Source organism: Roseimaritima multifibrata (assembly GCF_007741495.1).
Lineage (GTDB): Bacteria > Planctomycetota > Planctomycetia > Pirellulales > Pirellulaceae > Roseimaritima > Roseimaritima multifibrata.
In genome coordinates this window covers 4,290,512-4,304,104 of the sequence record NZ_CP036262.1, presented here as the reverse complement: position 1 = coordinate 4,304,104, position 13,593 = coordinate 4,290,512, and the positions used below count along the sequence as shown (strand labels likewise).

The window sequence follows — 13,593 nt, the reverse complement described above, 5'->3', positions numbered from 1 at the left end:
GCTTATGACAAAACTTCTTTGAGCGGACCGTTCGCGACGTCGAATTTTTTCGCCATTTTGTCGTCCATGTTGAAGCGATCGACGTTCTGGCCAGCGGCGCGAAGGAGCGACGTGTAGAGCGCGTTGATCGGTCGCTTGCCGTCCAGTTGTGTGAAGCAACCCGATTTGAAAGCGCCGTCTAAGTTGCCAAGCAGCATGACCGGCCAGTTCCCGCCGTTGGTGTGCTGTTTGTCGGCGTTGTTGCTGGTGTAGACGATTACAGTATTGTCCATCATCGTCCCGCTACCTTCCGGGACGCTTTCCAGCGTTTCCATAATCCGAACCAGCATGCGGCTGTTGTACTGACGAATCTTGATCCAGATCGGATTGTCCGGTTGATCCATATGCCCCAGGTTATGTCCCTGTTGATCGATGCCCAAACCCTTCCAGGCACCGAAGATTTCGCCTCGACCCGATCCGATGGTCAGGGTGTTGGTGATGCCGGAAGTGAGTGCGGAGATACCAAGATCCAGCAAGACATCATGCCAGTCGGTTTCAAATTCCGGTTTGGTGTAGCGTTCATCGACTTTGGGTGCAAATTTTTGCAAATGGTCTGCAACCGTGTCCAGGCGATCACGGAGCCCATTCACATCTTTAAAACCTTGGACAAATTGGCCGTAACGCTGTTGGTCGGACAGAGGAAGCGATTGTCCTTTCGCCGCGGCCAATCTTTCGATTTGATTCATGACCCCCGAGCGAGCTTCGTGCTGTTGCCGAATGGCTCCGGTCGAAATACCGCCGTACAACATCTGGTAAAGGTGGTTCGGGTTCGAGTGCATGAAGATCGGCTGCCCGGCGCCGCTGGCCGACAGCGTCGCAATTGTCGGTTTGCCCTTCATGTTCTCGATGGAGTCCATGCCGATGCACAGATGGGGCAAAAGCGTTTGCGGCAGAGCCTTGCTAAGTTCGTAATCGATCGTCGATGCACTGGGGGGCACTCCGTCGCTCCCGCGATAACCACCAAGTGCTCCGAAGAAGGCGCTGTGGGAAGGGCTGGTATGGAGGCCGTGTAGACCGTTAATGATGTGCAAGCGGTCTTTGAAAGGTTCCAGTGCACTGATGGGCTCGGGAAGCGTCGCTTTCGCCAGCGAGCCGCTGGTAGTCATTCCAGCAGGGATACAGGTTTGGGGATCAAATCCCTGGTTCTGCATAAAAAAGATAACACGTTTTGCTGGCCCACTAGCTGTGGGCGAAGCCAATAGACGATCGGGGAGCATCGATGCACCAAGAGCGGCTCCGGTCCCTGCAGCCATTCCTCGCAATAGTCTTCGACGATTGAGCATATTCGATCTTTCAACGTATTAAACGGTCGCTTGCCAGAACGTCTCCATTCTAACTGTCTAGGAGATCGCCGCAACAGAGATAATCGCAGCCCCTCTCATCGCGAAATCGAGTAAATCCACACCCGATCTCGGCAACTTGCGTGTTATTCTCTTAGCGGAACGGCGCGAGCCGTCCGGCAAATACGCGAAGCTTCCAGAACGACTGTCGGACGGCACGCGCCGTTCCGCTAAGAACGGCGCTGGCATTGGACTTCCGCCGTTCCGCGAACAAGGCAAATAACCTTCGCCTTGTGCGGTTCCCAAAGTCGTTGAGGGTCGGCTTTCGGAATCACGGCAGCGAATCCGTTCGATACCAACCACAAAAATGCGACTAATCCCGGATTGATGCAACGGTTAGTTTTGATTCTCTTGCATCGCTTCTTCGACTTGGGATGGTGACCAAGCACCCTCGTGCAATGAATAGAGTGGACGTCCCTTAAAAGCTTTACCGTTTAGTGCACTGGGAATTCCGGGCCAACGGGCGATGAAAGTCCCACGATCAGCGGATTTTCGCTGATTCAGCCATGGGGGAGTCCCACCATCATTGCCGAACCACTCTTTGACTCGGTCCACATCCTGTGCACTCTCCAAACGTCCGATCAATTTTGTGCTGCAATTGCTGAAAATGTTGTAATCAACCGAGCGTGGGCTTTGGGTACAGATCAATCCTGCGACTCCAAATTTCCGCCCTTGAGAAAACAGTCGGATCAAGGGATCTTTGGCAGGTGGTTTCTGTCCGCCCGCAGGAGCAAAATCTCTGGCTTCGTCGATATAGACGAGCAGTTTTGCCTTCCCGCCACTGGATTTGGACGTCACCATCCAGCGATACAATTCCGTCGCAAGAGACGCGACGAAAAACTGCTTCTCGTCTTCATTCGCCAACGCATTCAAATAGATGACATTGAGAGGCGTTTTGCCTGCGACGTCCGATTTACAAAACGCGTCGATATCAAGAGGCTGTCCACCCCCAAACAGTCGGGCCTGCGGTCCATCGAAAAGGGTCCGCAGCTTGCGACCAAGTTTTTCACGTTGTGCTTTTGGCAGATAGTCATCGGCATTGTCCATTCCGACGGCATCCGGAGCCATGACGCCGGCGGCTAAATCTCGCAAATGCAGTGTCGACTTTGGTGTCGTCTGTGCGGCTAGAAGCAGTTTCGACAAATTCAATAGAAAGGTTGATTGCAGATCTTTGTCACCTGCCGTCTTCGTAAGTTTTATCAGATTAGAAATCGTGGAATTCAACATCCCAGCACGCTCTTCGTTACGACGCTGAGGATTTGCAATGCTTTGCAATTCGGAATCCGACGGAAAGCGAATCGGATCGATACTCAGTCGCGTTGCATGTGAGGACCCAGGTGTATAGATCCGGGGATCCACTCGTTGCAGGTAGTCTTCGCGTGATTGATCATCCGTCCCCGCGAACGATTTTGCTTCGCGAATAAACTGCACCAAATCGCCTTGGGGGTCGATCGCCAGCACAGGAATTCCTTTGCGGATGGCTTCTTCCACAACCGTTTTTGCCATCCACGTCTTTCCGCTGCCAGCAGCACCGACGATCGCAACGTGCGACGGGAGAATATCCAGTGGTAACTGGACGTCGACCCCGTCTGGCGTCAGCCCCAAAAGCAAACCACTCTCCGCTGGTGATTTGGTTGAAGTTGGTTCGCAGGGGACGAGGTTTTCCTTCGAAGCGTTCTTCTTAGGTGCTGGAGCGACGTCGTCTTTGCACGTCTGTTCCTTTACCGTCAACGTTTCGGACGCTGGGCCATTCGTTTGAGGGACCGCGGGTGTCGTCACGGGTGTTGTCAAAGGCGATGGGGCTTTGCACGTTGCGTCGGACCGTTGGACGAGTGGTTCGCCGGTTTCTCCGCTCTTTTTGGCATCCGACCAAAACGTTCGTTGAGCACCAACGTCAAGAGGTCCAAGCCGTGATGGACATTCTTTGTTGTAACGGCACCCGTTGCAGTAGGCTGAATTCCCGGGTGGGTGCAAGCCAATCTGGCTTGAACTTTCGAAGTCTTGCCACTCCACCATCGAAGAGAGAAGATCGTAGACTTGGTGGCGTTGTTCGTGGATCTGCGCCCACGACATTTCCACGATTTTTCGCTTGGGATAAAGGTACAGCAGACCGGCATCGGGTTTAGAGCCATGTTGCTGATGATGCATTAATGCGTATGCAGCCACCTGAAACAGGTCGGCTTGCACACTTTTTCCTGGAGTCAATTTATAGTCGATGATGCGGCGGCCCTGCCGTTGCCAATCGTAGAATACGAAATCCAGTTTGCCCGTAACGTGGACCTGGCGTCCGCTGGGGCCGACGTGGAAGGTCACGTCTACCTGCCTGCGTAAGTCACCAAAAACCTCCGTGATGATTTTCGTTGGCGACTGACGCTGGGTAAGTCCCATGTTCAAAATTCCGGCTATCTCGTTCGTGTAGGTACGGATCGCTTGTTGAAGATTTCGAACGTGAACAGGATTCGCCTTGGTCAGGCTAGAGACTGGGATTTGGGCGTTGACCAATTGTTGCAGGTGTTTCCCCAAGTCTTTGACGCCGGAGGACTTTTCCAAAACCGAGTGCAGCTTTTTGGAACGGGTCGCCGAATCGGTAAATTTCTCTACCGCTCGATGGAATACGTTGCCGAGTGCAAAATCGGTTGGATTGTCAGCGTTTTGCCAAATGCGAGTGACACGAGGGCGGCGTAGGCTTTTCGTGCGCGTTGCTTCAGCATCAAGGTGCAACAGACGCGGGCAAGCTGCAGCTTGGCGAACCTGTGAAACCGTAAAGCGTGCAGGCTGTGAATCGATTTGCAATTCGCCCGAAGAATCTTGGGGCAGACTAATCGCTTTGGGCAAGCGGACAAACGTCAGCGAACCTTCAGGCTGGGCGATAATCTTGCCTGCCTTATGCATAACCGAAACCGTTCGTTCGACCTGTTGCTCCAGCAACCCTTCTGGGCGGTTTTCGGCTGATGATTCCCCTTGAAATTTCGCGGTTAGCTCCGCAGTGGAAACCGCTTCGTCTGGCGAAAGTTGTGCAATGACAAATTTTTCGATTTCGTCCGATATCGAAGAATCTTGTTCCAGTTCAGGTTCGGCAGCAACGGCCGACTCTTCGGTTAACAGTTCTCGCAGTAGGTCGTGCTGCAAATAGCGACCTGCGCGATGATGTGCTGCGGCGACCTGGCCGGCATCGATCGGTTCGGATTGGCCATCCGGCAGGGAAATTTCAATGTCGCCTGAGCGTGCGAGTCCAATAAGCGCCTGAAGGGCATCTAGTTCGACAACGCTCTTAAAGCTGAGTTCTCGAATCGCAAAAACGTCTTCGCCTTGAGCGAGAAGATTGTCAAGGAGTTCCTGTCCTTTCGGGCCCAATTGCAGCGGCGCCCGCGATTCGGTGACAATTAGACTGTGTTCGGGTGGAAGCGGGTTCTCGGCAATTCGGCGAAGAGACGCGTAGGCGGATACTTTGCTGCAAGTACTGATGAACTTAACGCCGGTTGTGCGATGCTCTCCAGCGGGTGTCTGCTCTGAAACCAATAGATCGAAGACAGGCTTTGGCGTTTTCTTTGCGTCGACAGAACGTTCGAACGCCTGCAGGCTGTAGTCGTGGTCTTCTCCAATGCACTGCGACAAAAGCTGTTCGGTTAATCCAAGTAGGTTTTCGGCATCGGCAGGCAATGTTTCAGGATTCAGTTCCCTCCGGCGGCACTGTTCGATCAGTTTGTCTTCGATCGTGGTATCGATCAGCTCTTGTCGATTCACGGTGTGCTGTGCGGCGTTGCCGGTAGCGGCACCGGTGTCCGTTTCCACAACATCGATTGACGTTAGCCGTTCATTCTGCTCCGTTGCTCGATCGGCCAACCATTCCTCGGGGGTCGTGTTTTGTAGTTCTTTTCCCAACGTACGAAAGCGTGCCTGTGCCCAATTGATAACGTCGCGTGGCCGTAGTTCCAATGCCGTTCCGACACGATCGTCAAACCACTTGCTGCCGAGTGGGAAAAGTGGATCGGATGCGCGAAGCTGACTGATCGTCGGGTCGGACTGAAAAGATTGGAGGAATGTATCGAGTCGAGTCTGCAGCAATTCACGAGCTTGCTCAGGAGAGATTCGACCGATATCGATTTTGTACTGCGAGATGCGATCCCAACTGGCTGCGTTGACAACCGAAGAATCCTGCATCTCCAATAGACGTCCCCTCACGCCTGAGGTAACGACCAACAGGTTTGGGACATGATCGATTAATGCATGGGCAAAACGTGCCCAGGCAGAAACCTGAGACTCATTCAGGTTGTCGACCTGGTCGAATAGCATCAGGAAGGTTTTGTCGGCCTGTTTCGCAAGGTTTGCGATAGCGGATAGGACGGCTTCGACGCCTTGGTCATCCGGAATCAATTGTTCGACCTTCGCCGCAATTTTTTCCGGCATGCCAATCGCGCGGATTTGATCTGCGTCGAGGGGATCCCCTGTTAGCCATCGCAGGGCGTATTCCGCGGCGATCGGACTATCGATCTTTCTGCGTCTCCCCTGATAGACAGCCACGAAGTATGCGAACAGCATTTCGTAAGCAATCTCTTGATCGGTGTTCCCCGCTTCGATGGTTGGTGCGATATAGACGGTTCGATAGGATTGGTAGATCGTCGAAAGCGAAGGAGGTGTCGCACATTTTTCCGCAGCGTTTTTTACTGTGGCGGCCAGCAATTGGTTTAGTTTGCCGTCATGTAGACTGCCATTAGAATCACGAGCCAGTTGACAGAGGATCGTTTTTAGTACGTAGCGCGGAAGACGCTCGGCTCGGACCTGAACGTTGTGCAGAAAGGTCACGCACGCTTCTTGCTGAACGGCGCTTCCAAGGCGTGCGATCAGGTGACTCTTGCCGACGCCCGGTTCTCCCCACAGGATTGCTCCGCTGGCAGCGGCACCGCGAACGCGGCGCACCAGGTACAAAAGTTCTTCGTACTCCTCGGCATGGATCGCGTCCACGTTGTATGCGGGCGGTTGCCCGCCTGCATCGCTAATACGATTTTGTTCAAAGGGGTTTGAAAAACGAACGTGCCGGGCAAAATCGGTAAGCGTAGAATGATTTTCGGTTGTGGTGATCATGATCCGACTCGTTGAGCGTAAATGAGGAGTGAACCAGCTTCGCTGATTCCGGCGCTACGTTGTGCAGGGGAGATGTCGTTGCGGTTTTCGGCACCCGATAGCCGATAGCGTCGCGCGATTCGAAGTCGGCGTAATTCCGTATCAAAGGACTGGCAGCTGAATTCTGGTAACGCGGTTCGTAGACTGGCAAGATCAACGAAGTTGTGTCCTCCCTGTGATTGACACAGTCGCTGAAAAGCTGCATCAAACAAGAGTTCAAAGCGATCGCTTGATGGTGCGACCGTTTCCACTTGAACGTTCTTCTTCTGGCGATCTTCTACTGGGTTGTTGTTTTCAGCCGCCAGGATCGCAAGCTGCCATGCCTGAGGCTGTAGGTCTTGCAATTGAAATAGTCGCGGTCGCCCCTGCCCACCTGCGATGCAGCCGACTGTTCTTGGTAAAGACTGGGATTGGATTCGCTGTTGCAACGATTGTCGGAATTGCTTCCGCAGGTCGCCTCCGAGACGATTCGTCAACACGGATGCGAGTTCAGCCGGTGTGTGGGCTTTGGTCTTGTTTTGCGAACGGTATTTGAGCGCGAAAAGGAGCGTTTCTGAATCTTCGGCCAAAGCTGACACATGGTCGATCAACGCCAAAGGGGCATCCCAGGTCTGTCGTCTCGCGACAATGACGTTGTCCGTGAAAATACGCAGACAAGACGCTTTCACAATCGCTTTGCGACTCCCCTCCCATCCGATTTGGGAAGCTAACTTCGATAGCGTCGATGGGAAGTGAATTGATGTCTGCCCCCGGTCGCTTTGCAAAGCTGCCACCATCGCCGATGCCAATTCGGATGGCGTTACGCCGGTGGTCGCTGGTTGTTTTGTTGAAATCATGCCCCGATCCATTGTTTTCGTTCATTCATCCGTCAAGGGTTCTTCCACTTGAAGGACTGTCCTGTTGTGGGTTTGCGTGCCCCCAAAAGGACGGCTGGGAAAACATAGAGCACAATAATGGGCCCGTTAAAGAAATCGTTTAATCCAGTCAGACCAATAGACGACCAGTACTGGGAAAGCTGAAATGATCCCTACAAGCGGCCCCCGTCTGTCCGCCCGCTGGCCCAAGCTGTTTCACCCCATCTTCCGTTATCGAATGAACGACAGACGCTTGCGGAACAGCGGAAAGAAATCGTCGTGTCGCGGCGCAAGGCGACTGGGAAACCGTCTTGCAATTAACCGATTACTAACGGTCGGCGCTCGCCGATCGGCTAAGAGGACCGTCGGTAAAATGGGACACTAGATCGCATTGAACGTAGGCCGCGGCGAAGAAAGTCCACTTACTGGAGTGCCGAGGCAGATGCCGTTTCGAAACAGCGTGACGGAGATGCCGCCGAGAGAAATCGTCTGCGATTTTACGACTAACGCCTCTCGATCGGTACGTGCTATTTGTACGTTCCGATTTCCAAGAGGCGTTGTTGATCGATAGCGTGAACGTTCTTCGCCACGCCGTTGTCCGTTCCAATTCGTATCGCACCCAAAATATGACAATTCGGGTGCGAGAGAAGACTCTGGACCTTTGCCTGGCTTCCCCAGGGCTCTATTTGGCCACTTCGTACTTCGCAGGGTTTTGATTGAACATTTGTTGTTGCTTTTCGCCTGGGAACAGATATCGCATCCCTTTGTGGAGGCTGGTGAATTCGGGAACTCCGTCCACGTCCTGGTTCATTTCAACTCGGCAAACCGAACATTTGCCGCCTAGTGCAACATCGGCGTGAGCGTACTTCTCTTTATTGGCTTGGAACATGCCTTTCGCTTTTTCGTTTGCGAACAGGTAGAGGTGTCCTTCGTGTAAGGCGGCAAATTGGACGCTCCCCGGAACGCGTTTTCCCATTTCGACCAATGCAACGACGCAGTCGCCACCAAGGATCGGTGTGTACTTAGAAGGATTCGCGAGGAACATTTGCTTCTGTTCTTCACTTGGAAAAAGGTAAGTCTTACCATCGTGATTTGCCGAGATCTGCGCCGTGCCCTTCATCCACTGCTTCGCTTCGATGACGCAAACGGGGCAATAACCTTGCAGTCCCACAGCGTTAGCGGCCGTCCGGGTGCCACTTCCCGCCTGAGCTGCGGAAGGTCGAGCGGTCGGCCGTGTTCGAGTTCCGGATTGAGCGTCCGCGGTGCTGGTCGAAAGTGAACTGAGCACGAAAGCGGTCGCTGCGATTATCGATAGACTGGCAATGGATCGTTTCGATTGATTGAGGCGGCAATTCATCGTATCTCTTCTTTTTCGGTGGGTAAGTGAGGGGCGTTTTCCAGTGGAAGCGGACAGGCGAATAGGGGCGTCTACTTCACACCATTTAGTTTCGCTCGGAAAACCCTCCCCGTCTGTGAGCTCCCTCACAACCGACGTGATTGCTTTTGAAACCGGCAGCGGTCTACTTGGTCCGTTCCACAAAGTTGCAAGGCGATTTCGTTCGCATGCGGTGGGAATGCCTGAGCCTAGACCGGCTGGACATTTAAGATTCGTGCGATCGCACCAAAAGATAGAACCGACCGTTCAATCGTCAGTCAGGATGGACCGTCGCAAAAAGATACCAGCGAACAGCCAAAAGCTAACCCGCTTTACCGTTAACGTAGGCGGAAGTCAAAGGCTGCTGTGGCGTGTCGAAAATATGCGTGCCGCTGCCGTGTTCGATTAATGTGCCCGTGCCGTTGGTCGCCCAGAAGAAGGCAGCGTAGTCGGCGACTCTTCTCGCTTGTTGCAGATTGTGGGTCACGATGACAACGGTGTACCGCCCGCGGAAACGGAGCAGCAATTCTTCGACAACATTGCTTGCCAAAGGATCAAGGGCACTACACGGTTCATCCAACAACAGAATTTCTGGGCGGAGCGCGAGTGCTCGTGCAATACAAAGCCGTTGCTGCTGGCCTCCGGACAAAGCTAGCGCAGAGGAATCAAGTCGATCTTTTACCTCAGCCCACAGGCCGACATCTTCGAGAACCTCCTGGATGATTTTTGTGCGCTCGGTCCGATTCCGTATCCCGTGTTCTTTTAACGGCATTTCAATGTTCTTACGGATCGAAAACGGAAACGGATTGGGCTTTTGAAAAATCATTCCAACGCGACGCCTCAGACCTAACACGTCTTTGGTCTGGCGGACATCGACCGATCCAATCGAGATCTTTCCCTCCACGTGGCAACCGGGAACCATGTCTGTCATCCGATTCAGACTGGTTAGGAAACTGGTCTTTCCGCATCCCGACGGCCCGATCAATGCTGTAATGCACCCACGATGGATGGTCAACGAGACCTCGCTGAGGACGCGAGCGTTCCCGTAGTGAATCGCAAGGTCCTCGATTTCGATCAACGGCTGTGGGATACAACATGGCGGTCCTTGATCGAGCGGACCAACGGTGAATCCATCCTCTTTTTGAGGAATCGGGGTGTCGTTGTTGGACGGCGTCTTGGGGGCTTCTGAATTCATGTCACCAAGATCCTTTTCTTTAACCAGTGATGGGCCATCCAGCTTGCCGTTGCGTTAATGATTAACAGCATGGTGATAAGCACCACCGCCGATGCATAGGCGTTTTGATCGCCGCCCGCGACGTTCATGGACATGTCAAAAATGTGAACCGATAGGGCGCGGCCGGAATCGAGCAACGAACTGGGGGTACGATCAACATAGCCGCTGGTAAATATCAACGCTGCCGTTTCGGCCAACGCACGCCCGATGCCCAGTACCAATCCGACGACGATTCCTGGGATCGCAGCAGGTAACAGCAGTTGAGTAAGCGTCGCGGTTCGGGACAACCCCAAAGCCGCCGCCCCCGTGCGGTATTCGTTTGGAACTGAGCGAAAGCCTTCCTCTGCCGATCGGATTAGGATTGGCAACACCATACAAGATAGCGTTAGACCGCCGGACAAGATGGAAAATCCCAATCCTAGATAGCTGCAGAAAAAGGCGTTGCCAAACAATCCGAAAACGATCGAGGGGACACCTGCCAGGACATCCAAGCTCCGTCGGACCAGCATTCCATAAACGCTTTCGGCCCGAGTCCATTCGCTAAGCAGGATCGCGGTTCCAACGCCTAGCGGGACGGAGACGGTCATCGTGACCGCCAAAATAGCCAGGGTTGAAAGGATGATCGGAAAGATCCCTCCGTCCCGTCCGGCATTCCGAGGGGCTTCGGTTAAAAAGTTTATAGAGATCGAGGGCAAACCTGCGATCGCAATGTCAGCCAAAATCCATACAAAGATGGCGGTGACGATCCCGGCAATCGACCACACGGCACCTGTGATCAGGAAATCAATCGAAAGACCGAAGCGAGAACGGTCATAAGTGGTGTGTGGGCTATCCATGGATACGTCCTTTGCTTACCCACTCGGCAGTGCCGACCAGCAGAACGATCATCGCCATCAATAGCAGCCCACAAACAAACAACGCCGAGCGGTGGCCATCCATCGCGTACGCCATTTCCAAAGCGATGTTCGCCGTGATCGTACGAACCGGCTGAAAGAGGCTGGTCGGCGTCTGGACGACATTTCCCGCAACCATTAATACTGCCATCGTTTCGCCGACGGCCCGCCCTGTTCCCAGCAGGACAGCCGTAAACAGTCCCGATCGGGACGCGGGCAATACAACACTGAATACGGTTCGTCCGCGCGACAACCCCAGCGCCGCGGAGGCTCGCAGGTGTTCACTTGATAGGTTGTCAAACGAAGCCCCGGCCAGCAACGCAATGGTCGGGAGGATCATGATCGTCAAAACGATGATCGCCGATAAGAGGCTGGTCCCCGGTGGATGCCAACGGGCGATGATGGGGACCAACACCACCAGTCCCCACAGCCCGTAGACGACCGAAGGAATGCCGGCCAGCAGTTCAATCATTTTGCCATAAATCTTTCTCAGACGATTGGGAGCATAGAAGTGTGCAAAGATCGCCGACCCGATGCCCAGCGGCGTTGCTAGAAGAACGGCTCCTGCGGTCGCCAACGAAGTCGCAACGATCATCGGAACGAGGTTGAATTCTCCCTCCGCAGATCCTGCGGAAGGATGCCAAGATGGGTCGGATACAAAGCGTTGAATCCCGACCTCTTGAAGCGCCGGAAGTGATTCGGTCAGCAAAAAGCCGACAATCACGACCGTGATCGTCCCTGTCAGTAATCCGCATCCGCGAACCAACCAAAGGAGTACCGTGTCACTGGGAAAGTGGGACAAAGTACTGCTCCAGAATAATCGGATGGACTTCACGTGAGCGAGCGAATTCGATGAACTCCGCGGCAAGGCCTGTTGGCTTGATTTTGACGACTAGGTTCAGTGGGCGTGAAAGCGGAAAAGTTCCCGAACGGACGTTTTCGATCGACGCTGCAACGCCTGACAGTGGTAACAGTTTGATCGGTATGTCGTGTGTGGCATCGTATTCGGCGGTTCCGATCGATACGTAACCAATCGCGTTAGGGTTGCCGGCGACCGTTTTAATTCCCTGCTCATTATCACCGATGACGGTGTCCGCTTGGATCTGCTTATTGTCCAACTGAAAATGTTCGACAAACAGCTCCAGCGTGGATCGGCCTTCCGCTTTGTTGACGACCGTGATCGGTGCGTCTGGTCCGCCAACCTCATTCCAGTTATTGATGCGGTTGGTGTAGATCGCCACAATTTGATCGTCCGAGAGTGAATCAACGGGATTGTCGCGGTGGACAATGACGCCGACTCCATCTCGAGCGATTGTGAACGCTGTTAGGTCGCCTTCTTCGATTTTAAGGTCTCGCGATACCATCCCAATGTCGGCAAGGCCTCGTCGGGCGTCGGCTACTCCGCGGGACGACCCGCCGCTTTGCACATCGATCCGCACGCCGGGATGCAATGCTTCAAAATCCTTCGCGATCTCTGCAACCAGCGGGGCAATGGTACTGGACCCTGTTACGACGATCTGGTTGTCGTTCTCTGGGCTGTCATCCGATGTGCAACCGGACAAAAACGATGGCAGCAGACCAAGTACGAACAGGGCGGGCAAGCAAACGAATCGGGGGCGAACAATCACGCTTGCTCCTTGGCGGAGACTTTCACAACCGCTCCCTGGCATCCCGAACCGCACCCGGCGGTGCAACCGAAGCAGTGTCGACCGGTCTGAATCATACGCCTGCTAAGTTTCACAGGATCGAAATCCGATATGTGCTGTGGTAGGTCGCCGGTAATGCCCATATTTAGCATCTGGTTGAAATCGCAATCAAACAGATTGCCCTGCCAATCGACGGAGACCATCGAGCGACACATGACCCCTTCGACGGTCAGTGGGTTAAAGCTGTCGATCAGTTTTTGCATGTACTGATCGAGTTGATCGTTGCGCCGTAGGTCGTCGAGAAATCGACTGATCGGCAGATTCGTGATCGTGTGCAATTCGGAAAAGAGAATGTCGTATCGAGCCTTTAACTCATCGCGATAAGTCGCTTCCAGTTTGTGTTGTGCTGGCGGCAGGGATATCCCTGTGGGATTGTAAACCAGCGTCAGCTTTCGATTGGAATCGGGTTGTCCGTACCCTAATTGATTCAATCTTTTGAGCGCGTCAATCGAACGTTTGAAGACGCCATCGCCGCGTTGGCTATCGCAGTTTTCTTCGAGGTAGCATGGTAATGAAGCGACCACTTCGACTTCGTGTTTGGCGAGGAATTCAGGTAGGTCCTTATATCCGTTTGCCATTAGAATCGTCAAATTGCAACGATCGATCACGCGTCGTCCAAGCGCGTGAGCCTTTTCGACCAGCCAGCGAAAATTGGGATTCATCTCCGGGGCACCACCGGTGATGTCCAGCGTCGGGATTGGATTGCTGGCGAGAACATCGATGATCTGTTGGGATGTTTCCCGTGACATGCTCTCGCGCCGGTCGGGCCCAGCATCGACGTGACAGTGCGTGCAAGTTTGGTTGCACAGCTTGCCGACATTGATTTGCAGAACTTCGATACTGGTGGCTTGGAGACCTGCCAGACCGCTTGATTCTAATTTTTGATCAAAGTGAGGAAGTCGTGCGTTCGTTTCTCCCTCCAGGATATCTCGCTGCATCGCAGCGTTTGCCAGTTCGCTTTTCTGTCGTAGGAGTGATAATTGCATGGTGTGGCTTGTGTCAAGGAATGTTGTTGGACGCGGAGCCTATCG

At 53.7% G+C, this 13,593-nt stretch carries 9 protein-coding genes; all 9 read right to left on the bottom strand.

Going from position 1 to position 13,593, the window contains the following annotated elements:
- Positions 1–2 precede the first annotated feature (2 nt).
- The 9 genes from FF011L_RS15490 to arsS all read right to left on the bottom strand — a co-directional run bounded on the left by FF011L_RS15490 (position 3) and on the right by arsS (position 13,548).
- Positions 3–1,322: a DUF1552 domain-containing protein gene (locus FF011L_RS15490; protein ID WP_145352548.1), complete on the bottom strand. Its 1,320-nt coding sequence runs from the start codon at positions 1,320–1,322 to the stop codon at positions 3–5.
- A gap of 393 nt (positions 1,323–1,715) precedes the next feature.
- Positions 1,716–6,461: a PD-(D/E)XK nuclease family protein gene (locus tag FF011L_RS15485; RefSeq protein WP_145352547.1), complete on the bottom strand. Its 4,746-nt coding sequence runs from the start codon at positions 6,459–6,461 to the stop codon at positions 1,716–1,718.
- On the bottom strand, positions 6,458–7,336 hold the full coding sequence (locus tag FF011L_RS15480) for a hypothetical protein (RefSeq protein WP_145352546.1): 879 nt from the start codon (positions 7,334–7,336) through the stop codon (positions 6,458–6,460). The genes FF011L_RS15485 and FF011L_RS15480 overlap by 4 nt, the downstream gene beginning before the upstream one ends.
- 700 nt (positions 7,337–8,036) lie before the next feature.
- Complete coding sequence (locus FF011L_RS15475) at positions 8,037–8,711, bottom strand: hypothetical protein (RefSeq protein ID WP_145352545.1); 675 nt, start codon at positions 8,709–8,711, stop codon at positions 8,037–8,039.
- 340 nt (positions 8,712–9,051) lie between these two features.
- Complete coding sequence (locus tag FF011L_RS15470; protein ID WP_145352544.1) at positions 9,052–9,924, bottom strand: phosphate ABC transporter ATP-binding protein; 873 nt, start codon at positions 9,922–9,924, stop codon at positions 9,052–9,054.
- Positions 9,921–10,799 carry a phosphate ABC transporter permease PstA gene (pstA, locus tag FF011L_RS15465; protein WP_145352543.1) on the bottom strand — a complete coding sequence of 293 codons (879 nt, stop codon included), beginning with the start codon at positions 10,797–10,799 and terminating at the stop codon, positions 9,921–9,923. Before pstA ends, FF011L_RS15470 begins: the two co-directional genes overlap by 4 nt.
- Positions 10,792–11,658: a phosphate ABC transporter permease subunit PstC gene (gene pstC, locus FF011L_RS15460; protein WP_145352542.1), complete on the bottom strand. Its 867-nt coding sequence runs from the start codon at positions 11,656–11,658 to the stop codon at positions 10,792–10,794. Before pstC ends, pstA begins: the two co-directional genes overlap by 8 nt.
- Positions 11,639–12,484, bottom strand: a complete 846-nt coding sequence (locus tag FF011L_RS15455) for a phosphate ABC transporter substrate-binding protein (protein ID WP_246109436.1) — start codon at positions 12,482–12,484, stop codon at positions 11,639–11,641. Before FF011L_RS15455 ends, pstC begins: the two co-directional genes overlap by 20 nt.
- Positions 12,481–13,548 carry an arsenosugar biosynthesis radical SAM (seleno)protein ArsS gene (arsS, locus tag FF011L_RS15450; protein ID WP_145352540.1) on the bottom strand — a complete coding sequence of 356 codons (1,068 nt, stop codon included), beginning with the start codon at positions 13,546–13,548 and terminating at the stop codon, positions 12,481–12,483. Before arsS ends, FF011L_RS15455 begins: the two co-directional genes overlap by 4 nt.
- Positions 13,549–13,593: the final 45 nt, after the last annotated feature.

Coding starts and splice junctions, on each gene's coding strand:
- FF011L_RS15490 (WP_145352548.1), bottom strand. CDS start 1,322: ATGCTCAATCGTCGAAGACTATTGCGAGGAATGGCTGCAGGGACCGGA.
- FF011L_RS15485 (WP_145352547.1), bottom strand. CDS start 6,461: ATGATCACCACAACCGAAAATCATTCTACGCTTACCGATTTTGCCCGG.
- FF011L_RS15480 (WP_145352546.1), bottom strand. CDS start 7,336: ATGATTTCAACAAAACAACCAGCGACCACCGGCGTAACGCCATCCGAA.
- FF011L_RS15475 (WP_145352545.1), bottom strand. CDS start 8,711: ATGAATTGCCGCCTCAATCAATCGAAACGATCCATTGCCAGTCTATCG.
- FF011L_RS15470 (WP_145352544.1), bottom strand. CDS start 9,924: ATGAATTCAGAAGCCCCCAAGACGCCGTCCAACAACGACACCCCGATT.
- pstA (WP_145352543.1), bottom strand. CDS start 10,799: ATGGATAGCCCACACACCACTTATGACCGTTCTCGCTTCGGTCTTTCG.
- arsS (WP_145352540.1), bottom strand. CDS start 13,548: ATGCAATTATCACTCCTACGACAGAAAAGCGAACTGGCAAACGCTGCG.